Annotated in this window: 18 protein-coding genes; 8 read left to right on the top strand and 10 right to left on the bottom strand. The window is 72.5% G+C overall.

The window, feature by feature from the left end; genetic code table 11:
- Positions 1 to 319 precede the first annotated feature (319 nt).
- Both AC5677_RS16660 and AC5677_RS16655 read right to left on the bottom strand, forming a co-directional pair.
- Positions 320 to 1,225, bottom strand: a complete 906-nt coding sequence (locus AC5677_RS16660) for an enoyl-CoA hydratase/isomerase family protein (RefSeq protein WP_497195834.1) — start codon at positions 1,223 to 1,225, stop codon at positions 320 to 322.
- Between the two features lie 118 nt (positions 1,226 to 1,343).
- Complete coding sequence (locus AC5677_RS16655) at positions 1,344 to 3,626, bottom strand: acetate--CoA ligase family protein (RefSeq protein WP_497195833.1); 2,283 nt, start codon at positions 3,624 to 3,626, stop codon at positions 1,344 to 1,346.
- A 308-nt stretch (positions 3,627 to 3,934) separates the two neighbouring features.
- Here AC5677_RS16655 and AC5677_RS16650 point away from each other — a divergent pair, with 308 nt between their 5' ends.
- Genes AC5677_RS16650 through AC5677_RS16640 form a run of 3 tightly spaced genes read left to right on the top strand, consistent with a single transcriptional unit; the run spans position 3,935 to position 5,129 of the window.
- On the top strand, positions 3,935 to 4,069 hold the full coding sequence (locus tag AC5677_RS16650; protein ID WP_497195832.1) for a hypothetical protein: 135 nt from the start codon (positions 3,935 to 3,937) through the stop codon (positions 4,067 to 4,069).
- Positions 4,066 to 4,581 carry a Zn-ribbon domain-containing OB-fold protein gene (locus AC5677_RS16645; RefSeq protein ID WP_497195831.1) on the top strand — a complete coding sequence of 172 codons (516 nt, stop codon included), beginning with the start codon at positions 4,066 to 4,068 and terminating at the stop codon, positions 4,579 to 4,581. Before AC5677_RS16650 ends, AC5677_RS16645 begins: the two co-directional genes overlap by 4 nt.
- Positions 4,582 to 4,640: 59 nt before the next feature.
- Entirely contained in the window at positions 4,641 to 5,129 is a 489-nt protein-coding gene (locus AC5677_RS16640) for a GNAT family N-acetyltransferase (RefSeq protein WP_497195830.1), read from the top strand.
- 92 nt (positions 5,130 to 5,221) lie between these two features.
- On the opposite strand, the gene AC5677_RS16635 is transcribed toward AC5677_RS16640, so the two are convergent.
- From AC5677_RS16635 to AC5677_RS16625, 3 genes are all read right to left on the bottom strand, one after another.
- The gene (locus AC5677_RS16635) at positions 5,222 to 5,959 is read right to left on the bottom strand and encodes a pyridoxine/pyridoxamine 5'-phosphate oxidase (protein ID WP_497195829.1); all 738 of its coding nucleotides are present in this window, start codon (positions 5,957 to 5,959) and stop codon (positions 5,222 to 5,224) included.
- Position 5,960: 1 nt separating this feature from the next.
- Positions 5,961 to 7,271 carry an FAD-dependent monooxygenase gene (locus tag AC5677_RS16630; protein ID WP_497195828.1) on the bottom strand — a complete coding sequence of 437 codons (1,311 nt, stop codon included), beginning with the start codon at positions 7,269 to 7,271 and terminating at the stop codon, positions 5,961 to 5,963.
- 171 nt (positions 7,272 to 7,442) lie between these two features.
- Positions 7,443 to 8,633 carry a thiolase C-terminal domain-containing protein gene (locus tag AC5677_RS16625; protein WP_497195827.1) on the bottom strand — a complete coding sequence of 397 codons (1,191 nt, stop codon included), beginning with the start codon at positions 8,631 to 8,633 and terminating at the stop codon, positions 7,443 to 7,445.
- A 210-nt stretch (positions 8,634 to 8,843) separates the two neighbouring features.
- On the opposite strand from AC5677_RS16625, the gene AC5677_RS16620 reads away from it, so the two are divergent.
- Together AC5677_RS16620 and AC5677_RS16615 are read left to right on the top strand one after the other, a co-directional pair.
- Complete coding sequence (locus AC5677_RS16620) at positions 8,844 to 10,157, top strand: acyl-CoA dehydrogenase family protein (RefSeq protein ID WP_497195826.1); 1,314 nt, start codon at positions 8,844 to 8,846, stop codon at positions 10,155 to 10,157.
- Positions 10,157 to 10,627 (top strand): nitroreductase family deazaflavin-dependent oxidoreductase, encoded by a 471-nt coding sequence (locus AC5677_RS16615; RefSeq protein ID WP_497196650.1) that lies wholly within the window; start codon positions 10,157 to 10,159, stop codon positions 10,625 to 10,627. Before AC5677_RS16620 ends, AC5677_RS16615 begins: the two co-directional genes overlap by 1 nt.
- Before the next feature lie 218 nt (positions 10,628 to 10,845).
- Here the strand turns inward: AC5677_RS16615 and AC5677_RS16610 are convergent, their stop codons facing one another.
- Positions 10,846 to 11,493, bottom strand: a complete 648-nt coding sequence (locus AC5677_RS16610; protein WP_497195825.1) for a TetR family transcriptional regulator — start codon at positions 11,491 to 11,493, stop codon at positions 10,846 to 10,848.
- A gap of 340 nt (positions 11,494 to 11,833) precedes the next feature.
- Here AC5677_RS16610 and AC5677_RS16605 point away from each other — a divergent pair, with 340 nt between their 5' ends.
- Positions 11,834 to 12,598 carry a VOC family protein gene (locus AC5677_RS16605; protein WP_497195824.1) on the top strand — a complete coding sequence of 255 codons (765 nt, stop codon included), beginning with the start codon at positions 11,834 to 11,836 and terminating at the stop codon, positions 12,596 to 12,598.
- A gap of 614 nt (positions 12,599 to 13,212) precedes the next feature.
- Positions 13,213 to 15,774 (top strand): protein serine/threonine kinase AfsK, encoded by a 2,562-nt coding sequence (gene afsK, locus AC5677_RS16600; protein ID WP_497195823.1) that lies wholly within the window; start codon positions 13,213 to 13,215, stop codon positions 15,772 to 15,774.
- A gap of 56 nt (positions 15,775 to 15,830) precedes the next feature.
- Here the strand turns inward: afsK and AC5677_RS16595 are convergent, their stop codons facing one another.
- Complete coding sequence (locus AC5677_RS16595) at positions 15,831 to 16,661, bottom strand: hypothetical protein (protein ID WP_497195822.1); 831 nt, start codon at positions 16,659 to 16,661, stop codon at positions 15,831 to 15,833.
- A 270-nt stretch (positions 16,662 to 16,931) separates the two neighbouring features.
- On the opposite strand from AC5677_RS16595, the gene AC5677_RS16590 reads away from it, so the two are divergent.
- Positions 16,932 to 17,414, top strand: a complete 483-nt coding sequence (locus tag AC5677_RS16590; RefSeq protein ID WP_497195821.1) for a hypothetical protein — start codon at positions 16,932 to 16,934, stop codon at positions 17,412 to 17,414.
- Between the two features lie 21 nt (positions 17,415 to 17,435).
- Here AC5677_RS16590 and AC5677_RS16585 read toward each other — a convergent pair whose 3' ends face one another.
- The 3 genes from AC5677_RS16585 to AC5677_RS16575 all read right to left on the bottom strand — a co-directional run bounded on the left by AC5677_RS16585 (position 17,436) and on the right by AC5677_RS16575 (position 19,954).
- Positions 17,436 to 18,251 carry an enoyl-CoA hydratase/isomerase family protein gene (locus AC5677_RS16585; protein WP_497195820.1) on the bottom strand — a complete coding sequence of 272 codons (816 nt, stop codon included), beginning with the start codon at positions 18,249 to 18,251 and terminating at the stop codon, positions 17,436 to 17,438.
- Positions 18,248 to 18,730 (bottom strand): Zn-ribbon domain-containing OB-fold protein, encoded by a 483-nt coding sequence (locus AC5677_RS16580; RefSeq protein ID WP_497195819.1) that lies wholly within the window; start codon positions 18,728 to 18,730, stop codon positions 18,248 to 18,250. The genes AC5677_RS16585 and AC5677_RS16580 overlap by 4 nt, the downstream gene beginning before the upstream one ends.
- A gap of 72 nt (positions 18,731 to 18,802) precedes the next feature.
- Entirely contained in the window at positions 18,803 to 19,954 is a 1,152-nt protein-coding gene (locus AC5677_RS16575; protein ID WP_497195818.1) for a lipid-transfer protein, read from the bottom strand.
- Positions 19,955 to 20,031 lie beyond the last annotated feature (77 nt).

Genomic DNA, 20,031 nt, shown 5'->3' with positions numbered 1-20,031 from the left:
TTGCGTGATGCAGATCACGTCGAGGTGTGTCATACGGGGCGGGGGTGCCGCGCGTGTGCCAAGTGGGGGGCCGGCCGCGGGGCCGGCCCTACGGGCTTACAGGGAGTCGGCGATGGTGGCGGCGGCAGGAGGCAGGCTCGGTGGTGCCGTATGGGCCGGGATGCTCGCGGCCGGTCTGCTGTGGGTGGCGGGCGCGGTCACCGGGGGATCGGGCCGGACGGCGGATGCCGGGGGTGCGGCGGGGCGCGATCCGGACGTCAGCGTGGACGACCGCCCCGGGCCGGTGCGGCGGGCGGCGTCCGTGCCGCCCGCCGTCCTGTCACCGGCCCCGGTACGTCGGCTTGCGGCGCGCCACGAAGGACGCGACCCCTTCCTGGGCGTCGGCGGTGGTCATGTTGATCTCCTGGGCGGTGGCCTCGGCGGCGAAGGCCGCGGCCCGGTCGGCGTCGAGCGAGGCGTTGACCAGCTGTTTGGTGAGGGCCAGCGCCCGGGTCGGGCCGGCCGCCAGCCGCTCGGCCCACTCCCGCGCCACCTTCGCCAGCTCGCCGTCCGGGACGACCCGGTTGACCAGGCCCAGCCGCTCGGCCTCGGCGGCCGGGACGGCGTCGCCGAAGAACATCAGCTCCTTGGCGCGCTGTGGGCCGATCAGCCGTGGCAGGAGGTAGGCGCCACCGCCGTCGGGGACCAGTCCGCGGCGTACGAACACCTCGATGAAACGGGCCGATTCGGCGGCCAGGACCAGGTCGCAGGCGAGCGCGAGATGCGCGCCGATGCCGGCCGCGGTGCCGTTGACGGCGGCGATCACGGGCTTCTCGCAGTCCAGCACGGCGCCGATGAAGCGCTGCGCGCCGCGCCGGATCATCCGCGCGACATCGCCCGCGACCCGCTCGTCGCCCGCTGACGGCGCACCACGCAGATCCGCCCCGGCGCAGAAACCCTTGCCGGTCGCGGTGATCACCACGGCCCGTACGTCGGGGTCGGCCGAGGCGTCCGCGAGCAGCTCGATGAGGCGTTCGCGCTGGTCCCAGGTGAGGGCGTTCATCGCGGCGGGGCGGTTGAGGGTGATCCACGAGACGCCGTTGTCAGTGGCGTGGAGTATCAAGGAGTCAACGGAAAGTGAGGGGTCGTCGTGAGACGCGGCGGATCCGGCGGATTCGGCCGGCGGGGCGGAATCGGCTGATCCGGCGGAGGCGGTGGCGCCGGGGGATGCGGGGGAGGGCGTCATGAGGGAGCGGCTCCAGGGGGTGCGGTGGGGGTGCCTGCGGTCCAGGTGCGTGCCGCCGGGGTGGCGGTCGCGGATCCGGTGGTGGGGCAGGTGGCGGGGCCGGTGGTGGTGTCGGCGCTCACGAGGCGTGGACCCCGTGGGGGCCATGACACACGGCGAGCGCATCGAGGGCCACGGCCCCCTGTCCCCGCGGCAGGACGACCAGCGGATTGATGTCCAACTCGGCCAGGTCGTCGCCCAGTTCGAGCGCCATCCGCTGCACGCGCAGGACGACCTCGACCAGCGCGTCGACATCCGCGGGCGGCGCGCCCCGCACGCCGTCGAGGAGGGCGTGGCCGCGCAGCTCGCCGAGCATGGCGCGCGCCTGGTCCTCGCCGAACGGCGGCACACCCACCGCGACATCCCGCAGCACCTCGACGAGGACCCCGCCCAGGCCGACCGTCACCGTCGGCCCGAAGAGGCTGTCGTGGGTGACCCCGACGACCATCTCCACGCCCCGCTCGATCATCTGGCAGACCAGCACCCCGTCGAGGGGGACGTCCTCGTAGCGGGCGATGTCCGTGAGCTCGCGGTAGGCGTCCCGCACCTGGCTGGCGGAGGTCAGCCCGACCTTCACCAGGCCGAGTTCGGTCTTATGGGCAAGTTGCGGCCCGGAGGCCTTCATGACCACGGGATAGCCGACCTGGCTCGCCGCCCGTACGGCCGCCGCCGCGCTGGTCACCAGCTGTTCGCGCGGCACGCGGATGCCGTAGGCGCGCAGCAGCTGCTTGGCCGCGTGTTCGCTGAGCTGCTGGCCCGGACGGATCAGCGCCTGCGCCTTGCGGGCGGAGGGGGAGAGTACGCGCGGGGCGTCGTCGAAGGGCGAGCGGTAGTCGGCGGCGAACCGATGGTGGTCGAGATAGGCGCGTACGGCGGTGATGCAGTTGGCGAAGGTGCGGAACGTCGCCACGCGGGAGGAGCCGAGGAGGGTGTGCCGATAGGCGTCCTCGGTGCCGACCGGCGACCCCCACACCACACACACCAGCTTGTCCGTCTGCTCCGCCGCGTCCACCAGATCCTGCGCGAGCTTGTCGCTCATGGGCGGGAAGGGCCCGGTGATCGGGCAGATGAGAACGCCGATCGACGGGTCGGCGAGGATCGCGTCGATGATCTTGCGGCCGCGCCAGTCCCCGACCGGATGCCCGCCGTTGTCGATCGGATTGGCGACGTTCAGATAGTCCGGTATCCATTGGTGCAGCTCGGACTGCTTCGCGGCGTCGAGGGTGGGCAGTCGCAGTCCCGCCGCGGTCGCCAGGTCCGAGAAGTGCGCGCCGGTGCCGCCGGAGATCGAATACACCGCGATGCCCTCGGCCGTGGGCCGTTTGGCGCGGGCCAGCAGCGCGGCGGTGTCCTGCAGTTCGTCGAGCCCGTCCACCCGGATCACGCCGAACTGCCGCATCGCGGCGTCCACGACCTCGTCCGCGCCGGTGAGCTTGCCGGTGTGCGAGGCGGCCATCCGGGCGCCGGTCTCGGTACGGCCGACCTTGACGGCGACGACCGGCACCTTGTTGCGGGCGGCGCGGTCGGCGGCGAGCAGGAAGCTGCGGCCGTCCTTGAGGCCTTCCACATAGGCGGCGATCGCGCCGACCTCGGGGCGGGAGGCGAAGTAGGAGACGAAGTCGGCGGTCTCCAGATCGGCCTCGTTGCCGGTGGGGGCCCAGTGGGAGAGGCGGATGCCCAGCTCCTGGAGGGTGAAGACGGGGCGGCCCTGGTGGCCCGACTGCGTGATGAGCGCGATGGCCGGGCCGTCGAGGTCCTCGCGGAAGTGCTCGAAGGCGTTGAGGTTGGTGTTCGGGCCGAGCAGCCGCAGGCCGGAGCGTTCGACGGCCTCGGCCAGCCGGGCCTGCGCCGCCGCGCCGTCCGCGCCCGTCTCGGCGAACCCGGAGGCGAACGCCACCGCGAACTTCACCTTGGCATCGCCCAGTTGCTCGATGACCGGGACCGGGTCGGCGACCAGCAGGACGGCGAGGTCGACGCGTTCGGGGAGGTCGGCGACGGAGGCGTGGCAGAGACGTCCGAAGACCCGCTCGCGCCCCGGGTTGACGGGATGGAGCCGCGCGCCGACCCGCTCGGCCCAGGCGATCAGCTGGCGGGTGATGCCGGTGTTCGGGCGGCCCTCGCTGTCCGAGGCGCCGATCACCGCCACGGCCTCCGGCCGGAAGAACCGGTCCAGGTCGGGGACCGGAGCGTGCAGCGGCCGCCCGCTGACGTCCAGGTCGACCGCCCCGCCGGAGCGTGGCCCGACGCCGCCCTCGCATGCCTCGGGCACGCCGTGGACGGTGTGCGGTGGTTGCTCCCCGCAGGCCACGACGCGGGCCGGCCGGGAGTGAGTGGTGAGGGTGCCGTGAGTCGATCCAAGCATCGCAGACGCCCGCTCCTGTGTGACGGCTCTCATTACCTGACGCATAGTCAGATTACTGAACTGACGTCGTGTCAGGAATGGGGCTGCACGGTAAAGCTTCGCCGCGGCGCCCCCGTGGGGCAATGGCGCCGCGCGCGGGGCGGCGGCTCCATGTGCGGGGCCGGCGGCTCCGCGCGCGGCGGCCCATGGCGTACGACCCCTTGCGCACCCCGCCCGCATCCGCTGAACTGACGTATCGGATACACCTGACGTACCGTCAGATCAGTCCGTCGGAAACATACCCCGCACCCACCAGGAGGGCATCCGGAATGCACACGATCTGGCTCGGCGGGGCCGAGCGGCCGGTCGCGCGTCGTGGCGGCGCCCCGATATCCCTGGCTGCCCCGTTCGCGAGGAGCCGGCGGATGCGGTCGCTCGACGAGGCGACGGGGGTGTTGCGGTGAGGGCCGGAGCCGGGGCGGCGCGCAGTGCGCCGCGCAGCGATCTGCCGGAGGTGGACGCCTTCACCCGGCCGTACTGGGACGCCGCCGCGGAGGGGCGGCTGCTGCTGCGGCGCTGCCGGACCGAAGGCGGCGGGTGCGGGGCCGCCCATCACTACCCGCGCGAGTTCTGCCCGTACTGCTGGGGCGAGGACGTCGTGTGGGAGCCGGCCGGCGGCCGCGCCACCCTGTACACGTGGTCCGTCGTGCACCGCAATGACCTCCCGCCCTTCGGTGCCCGGGTGCCGTATGTGGCGGCCGTGGTCGACCTCGCCGAGGGGCCCCGGATGATGACCGAGGTCATCGGCTGTGCGGAAGGTGACCTGCGGATCGGGATGCCGCTGGTGGTGGACTTCCGGCAGGAAACGATCTCCGTGGACGGCGCAGGCGCAGGCGCAGGCGCAGGCGGTGGCGGGGACGGTGGCGGGGACGGCGGCGGGGCCACGATCGCGGTACCCGTCTTCCGGCCCGCTTGACGTCGCCGCCGCGACGGAATCGGGTGGCGCGCCGTACGCCCCCGAGTCATCCTTCCCTTGTGCTGATTCGCGAAGCGACCGCGGCCGACTGGCCCGCCATCTGGCCGTTCTTCCATGCCATCGTCGAGGCCGGGGAGACCTATCCGTACCCCGCCGACCTCGATGAAGCGGCCGGCCGGGAGACGTGGCTGCTCCGGCCGCCGGGCCGTACGGTCGTGGCCGTCGACGCGGACGGCGCGGTGCTGGGCACGGCCAAGATGAACCCCAACCAGACGGGCGGCGGCGCGCATATCGCCAGCGCCAGCTTCATGGTCGATCCGCGGTACGGCCGCCGTGGTGTCGGGCGGGCGCTGGGGGAGCATGTGCTGGACTGGGCTCGCGCCGAGGGCTATCGCGGCATCCAGTTCAACTCGGTCGTCGAGACCAATACCGTCGCCGTCGCTCTCTGGCAGTCCCTCGGCTTCGCCATCATGACCACCATCCCGGAGGGTTTCCGGCACCCCACCCGGGGCTATGTGGGGTTCCACATCATGTATCGGCCGCTCTGAGGGCGTCGCCTATCGGCCGCCCTGAAGGTGTCGCCCGCGCCACCGCACCCCACATCCGTGTCCGGCGGCCGGTCCGTGCGCCTGTAACACCGTTACGGCCAGAGCAGTTCCTGTTCCCAATGCCCCGCCTCGTAGCGGTAGTTGAGCCGCAGATGGCGGCGCTGCGCATCGCCCTGGAAGAACTCGACCTCCTCGGCCCGGAGCACATACAGCGTCCAGCTCGGGACCGGGGCGTCCGGCTCGCGCCGGGCTCGTTCCCAGGCGGCCTCCGAGGCGCGGGCCAGCTCCTCGACGGAGCCGAGAACCTCGCTCTGCCGGCCGACCAGCGCGGCGGCCAGTGCGCCCGGGGAGCGGCGGTGCAGATCGGCCGCGCTCTCCTCGGGATCCGCCGCCGTCACCGGCCCGCTGACCCGGACCTGACGGCCGACCGCCGGCCAGTAGAACCCGAGCGCCGCCCGCGGCCGGGCGGCCAGCTCGCGGCCCTTGCGGCTGCCGCGGTGCGAGCCGAAGTGCCAGCCGCGCTCGTCGGCGTCGTGCAGCATCACCGTCCGCAGGGAAGGGGTGCCCGCCGCGTCCGCCGTGGCCAGCGTCATGGTGTGCGGCTCGGGCACACCGGCCTCGGCGGCCTCGCGCAGCCACTGCCGGAAGAGCGGCAGCGGTTCGGCCGGGGCGCGCGCCGGGTCGAAGGAGGGCAGTTCGCTCTCCCAGACCCGCAGCCCGCGCAGCAGCTCGCGGAACGCGCGGGCCGCCGCGTCCTCCGAGGAGTGGCGTCCGGCGGCGCCGGTGGCGTGGTCGTCCGGGGAGTCCTGGTGGGCAGCGAGTTCGGCCATGTCAGGCAGCGTACGGGGGAAGGGCCGCGGCCGCCGGGCCGGCCGCGCGCCGTCCGTACCGTCGGGCCGCCGAGACGGGGCGGACCGCGCCGTAGTCCTTGAGCGTGAGGGCGTTGGCCCCTCGCTGCACATCCTCGGCGACCTTCTTCGCGACCAGGTTCTTCCACGGCATGTGCGGCAGGATCCGCAGCATCAGGTGCCGCAACCGGATCGCCCGCCGCGTCGCCGGAGTCATCTCCGTCACGAACTTCTTCGCCAGCCGGTGGTTGACCTCGACGTAGCCGCGCATCTCCCGCTCGTAGCCGGCGAAGGCCACCGCCGGATCGCCGCCCGCGGCCGCGAGCTCCCCGGCCAGGACGTACGCGCCGACCAGCGCCATCCCCGTCCCCTGCCCCGACGCCGGCGAGGCGCAGTGCGCGGCATCGCCGAGCAGCACCACCCGGCCGCTCGACCAGCGGTCCATCTCGATCAGATGCATCCCGTCGAAGTAGAGGTCGGACGCCTCGCGGGCCGCCCGGAGCAGCCGTGGGGTGCGCCCGCCATCACCCTCGAACGCGGCTTCCAGCAGGGAGAGTTGCTGCTCGGTGTCCCGGTGGCCGTAGGTCAGCCGGGGGGAGCGGAAGGTCAGCATGCCCTTGGCCGCCGGGTCCCCGGCCGAGCTGTATTCGCAGAGCAGCTTGTTGGGCAGCGCGTAGTACAGCTCCTCGCGGTCCAGGTTCAGTTCATTGGGCATGGAGAAGACGGCGACGTAGGACCCGAGATGGCGTGCGAACCGCTCCTCCGGGCCGAAGGCCAGCCGCCGTACGGTCGAGTGCACCCCGTCCGCGCCGACGACGATGTCGAAGCGGCGCGGCGCGCCCCGCTCGAAGGTGACCTCGACGCCCTCGTCGACCGTGGTGAGAGTGGCGATGGATTCGCCGAAGACGTACTCGACGTCCGCGCGGGTGCGGTCGTGGAGGATGCGGGCCAGGTCGCCGCGCATGATCTCGTCGTCGCGGCCGATCCGGGCGCCGAAGATCGCGGCGGGGAGCGTGGCGACGCGCTTGCCGTCGTCATCGACGTAGGCGCCGGTCTGCATGTCCGTACTCGCGCGCTGGATGTCCTCCAGGATTCCCATCCGCTCGGCGACCTCGATCGCCACGCCCCGGATGTCGACCTTGTAGCCGCCGGTCCGCAGCTCGGGGGCGCGCTCGACGACGGTGACGGCGAAGCCGTAGCGGTGCAGCCAGTAGGCGAGCGCCGGTCCGGCGATGCTCGCGCCGGAGATCAGCACGGTCGGGGTGGGGCGGGGGCGCGATCCGGTGCCGGGCATGGCGGGGTTTCCCTTCGGGGCCGTGGTGCGGTGGGCGAGCGGTGCGCTCGATTGCGTACGGCCACGACTATACGAGCGTCTTAAACAGTTGTCTATGACGTTTGTTTAAGACGCTTGTCAGGTGAGCTTGTCCGGCGAGCCTGGCTGGCGAGCTCTCCGGGGCGGTCCGCCCTACCCCCTCCCCAGCACCACCGTCCCCGACGAGCAGAACCAGCCGCCCGTACCGGAAGCGACCGCGAGCTGTGGGAGCCGGCCGTCCGGTTTGTGGACCTGGCGACCGGGGCCGGCCTCGCCACGGAGTTGCCGTACGGCCTCGACCAGCAGGAACAGGCCGCGCATGCCCGGGTGACAGGCGGCCAGACCGCCGCCGTCGGTGTTGACCGGCAGCCCGCCGTCCCGCAGCAGCCGGCCCTTCTCCACGAACGCGCCGCCCTCGCCCTTGGCGCAGAAGCCCAGGTCCTCCAGCGTCACCAGGGTCATGTAGGTGAAGGCGTCGTAGATCTCGGCGAGATCGATCTCGTCGGGGCGGACACCGGCCCGCTCGAAGGCCAGGCGGCCGGAGACCGCGGCCGGTGAGACGGTGAAGTCCGCCCACTCCGACATGGTGGTGTGGGAGACGGAAGTGCCGGAACCGAGCACCCAGACAGGGGGTTTGGCCAGGTCGGCGACGTAGTCCTCGGCGACCAGCAGGACCGCGCAGCCGCCGTCGGAGCGGATGCAGCAGTGCAGTTTGGTGAACGGGTCGGCGATCATCGGGCCGGAGAGGACGTCGTCGACGGTGATCGGGTCGCGGTACATGGCGTCCGGGTTGGCCGCCGCGTTGGCCCGCGCCTGGACGGCGACCTCGGCCAGCTGCTCCAGCGTGGTGCCGTACTGGTGCATGTGCCGGCGGGCGGCCATGGCGTATTTGGCTATCAGGGTGTGCCCGTAGGGGACCTCGAACTGGAGCGGGCCGCGGGCTCCGAAGGACAGGTTGGAGGTGCGGCGCCGGGCCTTGATGTCGGCGCGCGCGGTGGAGCCGTAGACGAGGAGCACGGCGCGGGCGTGACCCGCGGCGATCGCATCGGCGGCGTGGGCGGCCAGGACCTCCCAGGTGGCGCCCCCGACGGAGGTGGAGTCGACCCAGGTGGGCCGCAGGCCCAGATATTCGGCGACCTCCACGGGCGCCAGGGTGCCCAGGCCGGCCGAGGCGAAGCCGTCGATCACTGACCGGTCCAGCCCGCTGTCGGCGAGCGCCCGGCGGGCGGCCTGGGCGTGCAGGGCGTAAGGGGTGGCCTCGTCCACGCGTCCGCAGTCGGACAGGGCGACTCCGGCGACGGCGACCTTGCGATGGCGATTCCCGGAAGGGGTCCCTGAAGTCATGAATCTGACGGTACATCAGATATCTCGGGGTGGGCAGGGTGGCGGGTGGCATGACAGGTGGTGCGGTGCGCGGGGGGCGCCCCAGGCCGTGACGGGGCACGACCCTAGGAAAGTCCGCCCCCCGTCCCTACTATGACGGCCCGTCAGATCGGATGCCGGGGCCCGTCGTACCCCGATGGGCGTTGTCGCACGGCCGGGAGGAGCCCGCCGATGGATGCCGCGTTCACCGAGGAGCAGGACGAGATCCGCCGCACTCTGCGCGAACTGCTGCACAAGCGCTGCGGACCGGACGAGGTCAAATCGGCGGTGCGCACCCCACCCGGGTACGACCAGGCGCTGTGGCGGCAGCTCGCCCGGCAGCTCGGGCTGCCGGGCCTCGCGCTGCCCGCGGCCTACGGCGGCGCGGACTGCGGGCCCACCGAACTCGCCCTGGCCTGCGAGGAGACCGGCCGGGTGCTGCTCCCCTCGCCGCTGATCGCCACCGCCGCGCTCGCCGCGCCGCTGATCCTGTCCCTGGGCAGCGAGCCGCAGCGCGCCGAGCTGCTGCCGGCCCTCGCCGCCGGGGAGCTGACCGCGACCCTCGCCGTACCGGGCGGACGGCTGGCCACCGCGCTGGCGCTGACCGGGCCGAACGCCGGGGACTGGGCGGGCGGCGGCCGCGCGGGCGGCATCCAGGCGCGGCAGCTGTCACCGCAGCGCGAAGCGCTTCCGGCGAAGGGTGGTGGGCCACGGGCGGGCGGGTGGCGGCTGTACGGGGAGGCCGCGCAGGTTCTCGACGGCCATACCGCGGAGGTACTCCTGGTGGCCGCGCACACCGGCGGCTTCGCGCGCAGCCGCACCCTGCTCTTTCTCGTCCGGGCCGACGCCCCCGGCCTGGTGCGGACCCGGCAGACCGCGATGGACGAGACCCGGCCGCAGGCGCGCATCGAACTGCGCGATGTGGCGGCCGAGTTGCTGGGGGAGGGCGACGGCGACGAGGCGGCCGTCGCGGGCGCGCTCGCCGCCGCCGGGGTCGAGGCGGCCGCGGTACTGGCCGCCGAGGCGGTCGGTGCGGCCGATGCGGCGCTCGCCCGTACCGTCGAATACGTCCGCACCCGCGAGCAGTTCGGCCGGCCCATCGGCTCCTTCCAGGCGGTGCAGCACCGCCTCGCCGACCTGTACGTGGCGGTGCAGGCGGCGCGCTCGGCGGCGTACTACGCGGCCTGGTCGGCGGGCGGTGCCCGGACCGGGGACCGGCGCGCGGCCGAGTCGGGGGTGGCCGGGCTGGCGCTCGCGCAGGCGCTGGAGGCGCTGCGCAAGGTGGCGGCCGAGGCGGTGCAGCTGCACGGCGGCATCGGCTTCACCTGGGAGCACGATGCGCACCTCTACTTCAAGCGCGCCGCCTGCGACGAACTGCTGCTGGGGCCCGTGCACCGGCTGCGGGCGCGGGCCGCGGAGGAGGCCGGGCTGTTCGCGGGAGGGGACGAGGGGACGGCGGCCGGGGCGGCCGGGGCGGCCGATGCGCGAGAGGCGGTCGATGCGTGATGCCACCTGGCGAGCGGCTGGTGCAGAAGGTCTCCTCGACCCGTGCGTTCGCGCGGATCGCCCCGCATGTCATCCCCGCGCTGGACCGCGCCGTACACCGGGTGACCCGAGGAAAGGTGCTGCTCAGCGCGCGGATGCTGCCCGGAGTGATCCTCACCGTGACCGGGGCGAAAAGCGGGGTGCCGCGGCGTACCCCGCTGGCGTGCATGCCGGAGGAGGGCGGCAGCTGGCTGCTGATCGGCAGCAACTTCGGGCGGCCGGGACACCCCGCCTGGACCGGGAATCTGCTCAAGCATCCGGACGCGGAGGTGAGTTGGCGCGGCCGGGACATTCCCGTGCGGGCCCGGCTGCTCAAGGGGGCGGAGCGGGAGCGGGCCTGGCAGGCGGCGCTCGCCTTCTGGCCGCCGTATGCGACGTATCAGGCGCGGGTGGAGCGGGAGATCCGGCTGTTCCGGATCGAACGGCGCTGAGTGCACAGACAGCGGGTGCCGTATGAACCCCTCGGGGTCCTACGGCACCCGCTGCGTGTGCAGCTGTGCTGCTATGGCAGGACGGATACAGGACGGATGCGGGTCGTATGCAGGGCCGGTCGCGAACCGGTCCGGCGGCTGCGGTGCCGACCGCTTGCGCGCACTGCGCGGGCCGCGCGACATCACGACTGCGCAGACGGCGCCGGCTGCTTCATCGGCTACTTCGTCGGCTTCTTGCCGGTGATGCCGAAGTGGACCAGCAGCGCCAGATTGGGCTTGAGCTCGGCCTGCTTGACGCCCCAGCTCTGGAAACCCTTCTGGTGCCCGGCGACCGCCGCCAGCATCGCGACGATGGAGCCTGCCATGGCCGGCGCGCTCACGTCCTTGTCGACCTTGTTCTTGCTCTGGAGCTCCTGGATGGAGTCCGTAAGGGAGTTGGTGACGGCATTGAGGATCTTCATGCGGATCTTGTAGAACCGCTTGTCGCCCTCGGCCGCGCCCAGATCCACGACGCGCAGAATCGCATCGTTCTTGCGCCAGAAGGAGAGAAAGCCGTCGACGAGCTCCTCTGCCGTTGCCCAGCCGGACTTGCCCACCCAGGAGCGTCCGGCGACAAGATCGGTCAGACTTGCGCCTTCTTTGGCCATCTCCTCGGCGATTTCGAGGACGGCGCCCTCTACGTCCGGGAAGTACTGATAGAACGTTGCGGGTGAAGTCCCCGCTTTTCGGGCCACATCGATGACTTTGACGTCCCGGTAGGGGGACGAACTGAGCATTTCGCTGAGGCAGTCGAGCAGCTTCTGCCGCGTTGCCTGCCCGCGGCGGCCGGCAACTCTGCCGTCGACGGTTCGCACTTGTCCTGTCATGCCGTCAGCTTACCGAGGGGTGATCGGAGCGCGATTTGGCTGCCTGCAAATGGGGATGGGGGAGTTAGTGGCCCTTGGGGCCGGTTGCCGCCCTTGTCGCGGCCTCCCGCGTGGCCGGGGATCCGTTTGGCGGCGCTTGATCCAAACCGGTGAATGGTCTTATCAACAGGCTGTGGACAACTTTGGTGGACAAGTGCGCGAGGCGATGAGGGCAAGTGCGGCCAGCGGGTGGCCTGTTGTGCGCCGGTCCGGGGATGACCTGCGTCAACCCCGAAATGAATCGACCACACGTTCGAGTGCTCGCCGGGCGGGGCGCCCGTACCGCCGCTAGCGTTGACACATGACTGCACTCGCGGACGGCGCCCCCTGCTGGGCGGACGTGATGCTGCCCGACCCCGAGCGGGGCAAGCGCTTCTACGGTGACCTCCTGGGCTGGACGTTCTCCGGGGGCGCCGCCGAGTCCGGCGGGTACGTCCAGGCCTTCCGCGGCGGCAAGAAGGCCGCCGGGCTGATGCCCCGGCGGGATGGGGCGGCCCCCACCGCCTGGGGGCTCTACTTCGCGACCGGCGACATCCAGCGCACCGAATCCCTGATCCGGGACGCCGGCGGGCGGATCCTCGCGGCGCCCAGGGAAGTCGGCGTGCTGGGCTCCATGCTGATCGCCGTCGACCCGACCGGCGCGGTGTTCGGCGCCTGGCAGGCCGGTACGCACCAGGGCTTCGAGACGGGTCAGGAGCCCGGCGGTTACATCTGGATGGGGCTGCACACGCGCGACGCCGAGGCGGCCGACGCCTTCTACGGAAAGGTCTTCGGCTTCCAGGGCGTCGCCGACAGCCCGATGGCGCGCCCCGGCTTCCTGCCGTGGCGGCTGCCCGGCCGGTCCCGCGAGATCGGCTGCCGGATCGCGATGGACGCGACGTTCCCGCCGCAGGCGCCGGCGCACTTCCTCGTCTGCTTCCTCGTCGACGAGATGGACACCGCGGTGCGCACCGCCACCGCCCTCGGCGGCAGTGTCGTCGTCCGCCCGAAACAGACCCCCGGCGGTCCGTTCGCGGTCTTCAGTGACAACCAAGGTGCCACCTTTGGCGTCATAGGGCTGAAGTAACAGCCGGGGCCGGAGAATTGAGTCCACGGGAGAGCGGCGGAGAACTGCTGAGAGGGTGGCGGAGCGGGTCGTGCGGAGGGCGGAAAAAGTGCGGGACCGGGGGAATGGGCGGGATGCGGGCGGTGCTGCACGAGGTACGGGACAGCAGCGGCACGGGCGGGGCGGGGATGGCATGACCTTCAGGGAATGCGCGCGTGGGCGGACGGCGGCGCGGCGGTGGACGGGCGTCGGCGGTGGCGTGCTGCGCCGCGGCGGGCCGGAGAGCCGAATACCGGAGACCGGCGTGCCGAATAGCGGAATACCCGAGTCCGGCATACGGCCAACCGGCCGGTAACCCCACGGCAACCCTTCTTCGCCGGACGTATCGGAGCACGTCAGACGGACGTGGATGACGCCTGGTAACGGCCGCACGGGGTGTGACGGGGCGTGATCCGTGACACGACGCATGGCCCCGGGTTCGCAACCATCGGCCGGGCCAGGAAGAATCACCACGCGTACGGCCGTTTCGACAGTCCTCGCCGAAGGCGGGGAGACGCTGCACGGGGCAGTGGCTCTCGGCGGCTCGTGGCTTTTGAGAGTCTCTTTTTTCAGCCCCACGGGGAGGTGGCAGGCAAGTGGTGGAGCAGCTGACGCAGCTGACGCAGCACGATCCCCGGCGGATCGGGCCGTTCGAGGTGCTCGGCCGTCTCGGGGCCGGCGGCATGGGACTGGTCTATCTGGCGCGTTCGGCGTCCGGCCGTCGCGTGGCGATCAAGACCGTGCGTACCGAGCTCGCCGAGGACCAGCTGTTCCGGGTCCGCTTCACACGCGAGGTCGAGGCGGCCCGCGCGGTCAGCGGCTTCTACACCGCGGCGGTGGTGGACGCCGATCCGCGGGCGGCGGTGCCGTGGCTGGCGACGGCCTACGTCCCCGCCCCCTCCCTCGAGGAAATAGTCAATGAGTGCGGGCCGCTGCCGGCCCAGGCGGTGCGCTGGCTGGCGGCCGGTATCGCCGAGGCGCTGCAGTCCATCCACGGCGCGGGCCTGGTGCACCGCGACCTGAAGCCGTCGAACGTCCTGGTGGTCGAGGACGGCCCCCGGGTCATCGACTTCGGCATCGCCTCCGGCGTGTCCAACACCCGCCTGACGATGACCAACGTGGCCGTGGGGACCCCGGCCTACATGTCGCCCGAGCAGGCCCGCGACTCGCGCAGCGTGACGGGCGCCAGCGATGTCTTCTCCCTCGGCTCGACGCTGGTCTTCGCCGCCACCGGGCACGCCCCCTTCCACGGCGCCAACCCCGTCGAGACCGTCTTCATGCTGCTGCGCGAGGGCCCCGACCTGGCCGGGCTGCCGGACGAGCTGCGCCCGCTGATGGAGTCCTGTATGCAGATGGAGGCGGCCCACCGGCCGTCCCCCGCCGATCTGCAGTCCCAGCTGGCGCCGCATCTGTTCGGCTCCGGCAGCGACGACAGCGGTACGGCCTCGGCCTGGCTGCCGCCCGGCGCGGTGGCGCTCATCGAGCAGCGCCGCGGCGGCCGCTCCACCGTGCCCAAGAGCGCACAGCGCGCCTCCACCGGTCGCAGCTCCGGCCGCCAGGCGCCCGCCGCGCCGCCGGCCCCGCCGCAGCCCGTACAGGCGCCGCCGCGTCCCGAGAGCGCCCCCGCGGCCGAGACGGGCTGGCCCGGCCAGATCGGCGCGGGCCCCGGCGCGCACCGCGGCGGCGACCCGCGTTCCGCCGGCCCCGGCCCGATGCCGCAGCCCGCGGCGCTCGGCCCGGACGCCTCGACGGCCCGCGTGACCCCGGTGTCCGCGGCGCCGCCGCCCGCCGCGCCCCCGGAGGCCGGCCCGGTGCGCCTCGGTGGCTCGCCCGCCGCCATAGGGCCGGGGCTGCGTGCCGCCGATGCGCGCGATCCGCAGCCGCGCGGGCAGGCCGGTGCCGCGACGAACTGGGTACGGCCGCCCGGTGGCGGACCGGCCGCCGGTGTGCCGCAGCAGGGCGCGGCCCATGGCGGCCCCGCACAGGCCGCGCCGCCCCCGCCGCCCGAGCAGCCGCCCGCCGAGCCGGGCCGCTGGCGCCCCTGGCGGTTCCGGATGTCGAACGACGTGTGGGGCACCCCCACCGTCTCCGGCGACCTGCTCTACGTCACCTCCTTCGAGGTGCACGCCCTCGATGTGGCCAGCGGACGGCGGAAGTTCAAGACCCGCGATGTGGCGTGGGCGATGGCCGTCGCCGACGGCCGTATACACGCCTCGGACGGCCCGAGCCTGTACGCCCTGGACTCCGATGACGGCACCGAGCTGTGGCGGCTGAACACCGAGGGGTGGGTCTACGCCCTGAAGGCGGACCGCGGCACGGTCGTCACCAGCACGCGTGGCGGCGGCGTCCAGGCGTGGGAGGCCGCCAATGGCGAGCTGCTGTGGGAGATCAGCGGCGTCCAGACCGACTTCGAGACCGATGAGACCGGTCCGGTGGTGCACGACGGCACGGTCTTCGTCTGGGCCGACGCGCGGCTGAAGGCGCTGGAGGCACGTACCGGCGCCGAGCGCTGGTCGTACCCGGTGGGCGACACGGCGTCCTGCGGCGGAGTGCCGATGCGGCTGCTGCCCGCGTCCGACGGCGTGGTCTATGTCGTGGCCGGGACGCGGGTGCTGGCGCTCGACATCGCGCGCGGCGATGTGCGCTGGCACTTCGAGGCGCCCGCGGTGTTCGTCAGCCCGCCCGCCTTCGCCCCCGGCCCCGCGGTCACCGGCGGTGGCGTCTATCTGGCGGACTACCTCGGCACGGTCTACGCCCTGGACGCGGCGGACGGCCGCGACCGCTGGCGGATCGCCACCGAAGCGCGCCAGTCCACCCAGCCGGTGCTGGTCGCGCACGGTGCGGTCCACCTGGGCAGCGGCAAGGCGCTCTACACCCTGGACGCGGTCACCGGCACGCCGCGCTGGCGGTTCCAGGCCGGCGCGGACGTGGTCGGCGCACCGGTCGCCGCCGAGGGCCGGGTGCACTTCGGCTCCGCCGACCACTGCCTCTACACCCTGGATGCGATGGGCGGCCAGCTGCGCTGGAAGCTGGAGACCGGCGGCGAGATCACGGGGTCGCCGGTGGCGGTCGGCGGCGTGGTCTATGCGTGCAGCAAGGACCGCTGTGTGTACGCGCTGGACGCGGCGAAGGGGACGGGCCAGGCCCGGCGCTCGTAACGGCACACGGCGCACGGCACACGGCACACGGCCGTCGCGCCGGGCCGCCGGGGTGGCTACTCCCCTTCCTCCGGCGGGCGTTGGGGGCTTTGCCGCCGTTCCTTGCCCCACTCCACCGGGGGCGTGGGCGGCTGCTGGTGCCCCGGTTGGGTCGGCGGCGGAGGAGGAGGGGGCGGCGGTGCCGCCGGGCGGGGCCAGGGCTCGGCGTACGGCTCGTGGGGCGGGCGCCGGCCGCCTTCGGTGCCGACGCCGTCCGGGTCGAAACCGGGACGGGTCAGCGGACGGGTGGCGGGCCCCTCGTCCGGCAGCTCACCCTCATTGCCGTACTGCTCCGGCGTCCACTCCTGGGTCGCCGGGTCGTGCGTCACCGGGCGGCCCGGGTCCCATGGTTCGGGCGCCATCGGGGGCGGTGCCGCGCGCTCGTCGTAACGGCCGTACCCGTCGTCATACCGCTCCTCGTCCCGACGGCGGGCCACCCGGGGCTCGCGGCCGCTCATCACCAGGGCGCCGAACACCATCAGCGCACCGCCACCGAGGGCATTGGCCACGCCCACACCGAGGCCGTGGGCGCCCGCCGTGAGCTCGCCGGCCGACTGCCCCTGGCGGACCATCCACAAGATGGTGAAGCCCAGCACGATCACGCCCGCGAACGCGACGAGCACCCGGGAGCGCAGCACGACGCCGATCAGGGTCATCGCCCCCGCGACCGCCAGCGGCAGAAAGACCGAGCCGTAGACGGAGGCCCTGCTGTCGGTGATGCCGTTGAAGAGGTCTTCGATACGGAAGTCGCTTCCGTGACGGCCGTCGTACCAGGGACGGAAGGGGCTCCAGACGGCGGCCGTCGCTCCGATGAGGGCAATCAGGGATCCGATGACGTTGCGCACCACTGGCGTCGCCTCGCTTCGGGTCGTCCTGACGTCCTCCGTGACCGACGCTACGCCTGACCGTCCTCACCCGCTATTTCTCCGGGGTTTCCGGGCCCCGTCCGGGTTGTCATTGGTGCTTGCTAGGGTGCCGTGCACGCGTCAGCCAACGCATGACGCGGTTCGGACGTCTTCAGGGGGATGGGCAGCGGCATGAAGCAGGGCACGCGCACACGTATAGGCCGGCGCAGGGGCACCCGGGCGGTTGCGGCGGCGGGGCTCGCGCTGGGGGTCATGACGACGGTCGGCGGCTGCGGCGCCCTGCTCCCCGGCTCCGCGCCGAGCATCTCCGCAAGCCCGTCGTCGAGCGGCTACAACCCGAACGACCCGACCCCGTCCGGGGACGCGACGCCCGAGGACACGTACACCCCCGAGGACACCTACTCTCCCTCGCCGACCGAGGAGACGTTCAACCCGGACGGGATCGCCGATGTCGACGGCACCAACTGCAACTTCTCCGCGCCGCGCCGCACGCTCACGTACACGGTCAGCGTCACCAACCCGTCGATGAGCGACACCTACTCCTACGACATCAGCGTCGTCTGGCTGAAGGACAAGCCAGCCGACGGGAACAACTACGGCTCGCACCGGCGCTCCGTCACCGTGGGGCCCGGCGACACCAAGACCTATGACGCCGAGTACACCATCAATATGTCCAGCTGGAAGCAGTTCTGGTTCAAGTGCCACTTCTACTCGGTCGTCAAGTCCCGGGCGTGACCGCATCCGGTCCGTTTCCGGTCACCGCACCCGGTGGTCCCGTTTCCGGGCCGCGAACAGCTCCGTCTGGAGTTCCGGCGCCGCGTTGCCGAGCGTGATCAGATGCGGCGCGCCCGCCATTGCCTGCGTACGCGCCGCCTCGCGCGCCGACCAGACCGCCCGTACGGTCCCCTGTACGGCCGCCGTCGGGTACGACGCGATCACCGCGGCCGCCCGCAGCGCCGCCGCGACCGCCTCCCCGTCCGGTACGACCTCCGACAGCAGTCCGGTCTCGTACGCCCGCGCGGCCGAGAGCCGCTCCGCCGTCCCCATCAGCGCCATCCGCGCGATCTCGCCGAACGGCATCCGCTGCGCCATCCCGATCGCCTCGTACGCGCTGACCATGCCGTACGTCGTGTGCGGGTCGAAGAAGGTGGCCGATGCGGCGCCGATGAGGAATTCGCACTCGCCCAGCAGGTAGAACGCGCCGCCGCAGGCCATGCCGTTGACGGCCCCGATGACCGGCTTCCACAGGTCGTTCGCCTTCGGGCCGATGGTCAGCAGCGGATCGTCCATCGAGTACGGGGAGGAGGGCTGCGGGACGCTGACGGACCGGTCGATGCCGGTGCAGAAGGCGCGGTCGCCCGTTCCGGTGAGGACCACGGCCCGGATCCGGTCGTCGCCGCGGATCGCCCGCCAGGTGGCCGCCAGTTCCGCGGCCGTCTCCAGGTCGATCGCGTTGTGCCGCGCGGGCCGGTCGATCGTGACCAGCGCGACGCCGTCGTCGCCGGGGCGCTCGACGCGGATCGTACGGCCGGTCGCGGTGTCCGTGGCGGTCGCGGTGTCCGTGCCGGTCATGGCCGCTCCAGGAGCCAGCGGGGTACGGTCACGCCTCCGGGCATGGTGTGGAAGGCGACCTTCACCGGCGCGCCGATGCGCAGCCGGGCCGGGTCGACGGAGTTGAGCGGGGCGTCGGCGGCGGTGACGAGGTTGCCGACGAGGCGGATGTGCGGGGCCTCCGCCAGCTCCACGATGACGGCGTTGTAGCCGGGCTGGGCGGCGTACGCGGGCAGCAGCGGCGGATGCGGCAGCACATACGACCAGATGCGGCCGCGGCCGCTCATCTTCCGCCAGTGGGCGGCGAAGGACTGGCAGTGCGGGCAGCAGGGGCGGGGCGGGAAGCGCAGCTCGTCGCAGTCGGTGCAGGCCTGGATGCGCAGCTCGCCGCGCGCGGTGTGGTCCCAGAACGGGGCGCCGTCGTCGTCCGGGACCGGAAGCAGCAGGCCGGCGCCGGGATCGGGCCGATTGTCAGTGGGGGGTGTCACGCTTGAGGACATGACGTCACGAACCGGCTCGGATGCACGAGCGGACTCGGATGTGCGAACGGACTCACGCGAACTCATTGACCGTCAACTCCTCAGCAGCAGGGCCGAAGTAGGGACTCCCTCGCCCGCGGTGACCAGGCAGGTGGCGGCGTCCGGGACCTGTGCGGTGCTGGTGCCGCGCAGCTGCTTGACGCCTTCGTTGATGAGGTTGAAACCGTGCACGTACGCCTCGGAGAGACCGCCGCCGCCGGTGTTGAGGGGGAGCCGGCCGCCGATCTCCAGCGCGCCGCCCTCGGTGAAGGCCGCGCCCTCGCCGCGTCCGCAGAAGCCGTAGCCCTCCAGGGAGAGGGGGATCAGGGGGGTGAACGCGTCATAGATCTGTGCCACGTCGACGTCCTGCGGTCCGAGGTCGGCGCCCTTCCACAGGTGGCGGGCGGCGGTCCAGGCGGGCCCGGTGAGCGGGTCGTCGTTCCAGTAGTTGACCATGCCGTGGTGCTGGGCGGGCAGGCCCTGCGCGGCGGAGTGCACATACACGGGCCGCTGCCGGCAGTCGCGGGCCCGCTCGGCGGAGACCACGACGCAGGCCAGCGCGCCGTCCGTCTCCAGGCAGTTGTCGAAGAGGCAGAGCGGTTCGCTGATCCAGCGTGCGGTCATGTACATCTCGCGGGTCAGCGGGCGGTCGTACATGATCGCGGCCGGGTTCTGGTTGGCCCGGTTGCGGCAGGCGAGCGCGACATTGAAGAGGTGATCGCGGGTGGCGCCGTACTCGTGCATATAGCGGCGGGCCAGCATGCCGATCTCGTCGGCGGGGCGCAGCAGTCCGAAGGGGCGGGTCCACTGCCCGGGGGTCGGCAGCTGGACCTGGGTGTTCTTCCAGGGCCGCGGTCCCGAGCCGCGTTTGCGCGAGCGCCAGGCGACGCCGACGTTCGCCTGCCCGGTGGCGATGGCGGCCGCCAGATGGGCCACCGTCGCGCACGAACCCCCGCCGCCGTAGCCGACTTTGGAGAAGTGGGTGACATCGCCCGCGCCGATCGCCTTGGCTATCTCGACCTCGTCCGTCTCCTCCATGGTGTACGAGGCGAAGGCGTCCACCTCCGACGGCGCGATCCCGGCGTCGTCCAGCGCCGCCACGATCGCCCGGCAGGCCAAGGTCTTTTCGGATTCGGGGAGTTGTTTGGCAAAAGGAGTCTGCCCGATGCCGGCAATCGCCGTAGCGTCCTTGAGGGTCGCCCCCATCGCCACCTCCGTGGTCGGCCGTCAGTACTGACAGCCGAGGAGGCTACCGCTAATCTGACGGACAGTCAGCTATGAAG

Source organism: Streptomyces sp. JLSY215, assembly GCF_059682825.1.
This window is presented reverse-complemented; position numbering and strand designations above follow the sequence as displayed.

Excerpts from the sequence above, each read along its gene's own strand:
- AC5677_RS16620 (WP_497195826.1), top strand. The coding sequence starts at position 8,844 with ATGGATGCCGCGTTCACCGAGGAGCAGGACGAGATCCGCCGCACTCTG.
- AC5677_RS16650 (WP_497195832.1), top strand. The coding sequence starts at position 3,935 with ATGCACACGATCTGGCTCGGCGGGGCCGAGCGGCCGGTCGCGCGTCGT.
- AC5677_RS16585 (WP_497195820.1), bottom strand. The coding sequence starts at position 18,251 with ATGACCGGCACGGACACCGCGACCGCCACGGACACCGCGACCGGCCGT.
- AC5677_RS16655 (WP_497195833.1), bottom strand. The coding sequence starts at position 3,626 with ATGCTTGGATCGACTCACGGCACCCTCACCACTCACTCCCGGCCGGCC.
- AC5677_RS16590 (WP_497195821.1), top strand. The coding sequence starts at position 16,932 with ATGACGACGGTCGGCGGCTGCGGCGCCCTGCTCCCCGGCTCCGCGCCG.
- AC5677_RS16635 (WP_497195829.1), bottom strand. The coding sequence starts at position 5,959 with ATGGCCGAACTCGCTGCCCACCAGGACTCCCCGGACGACCACGCCACC.
- AC5677_RS16575 (WP_497195818.1), bottom strand. The coding sequence starts at position 19,954 with ATGGGGGCGACCCTCAAGGACGCTACGGCGATTGCCGGCATCGGGCAG.
- AC5677_RS16580 (WP_497195819.1), bottom strand. The coding sequence starts at position 18,730 with ATGTCCTCAAGCGTGACACCCCCCACTGACAATCGGCCCGATCCCGGC.
- AC5677_RS16615 (WP_497196650.1), top strand. The coding sequence starts at position 10,157 with ATGCCACCTGGCGAGCGGCTGGTGCAGAAGGTCTCCTCGACCCGTGCG.
- AC5677_RS16625 (WP_497195827.1), bottom strand. The coding sequence starts at position 8,633 with ATGACTTCAGGGACCCCTTCCGGGAATCGCCATCGCAAGGTCGCCGTC.
- AC5677_RS16630 (WP_497195828.1), bottom strand. The coding sequence starts at position 7,271 with ATGCCCGGCACCGGATCGCGCCCCCGCCCCACCCCGACCGTGCTGATC.
- AC5677_RS16610 (WP_497195825.1), bottom strand. The coding sequence starts at position 11,493 with ATGACAGGACAAGTGCGAACCGTCGACGGCAGAGTTGCCGGCCGCCGC.
- AC5677_RS16660 (WP_497195834.1), bottom strand. The coding sequence starts at position 1,225 with ATGACGCCCTCCCCCGCATCCCCCGGCGCCACCGCCTCCGCCGGATCA.
- AC5677_RS16605 (WP_497195824.1), top strand. The coding sequence starts at position 11,834 with ATGACTGCACTCGCGGACGGCGCCCCCTGCTGGGCGGACGTGATGCTG.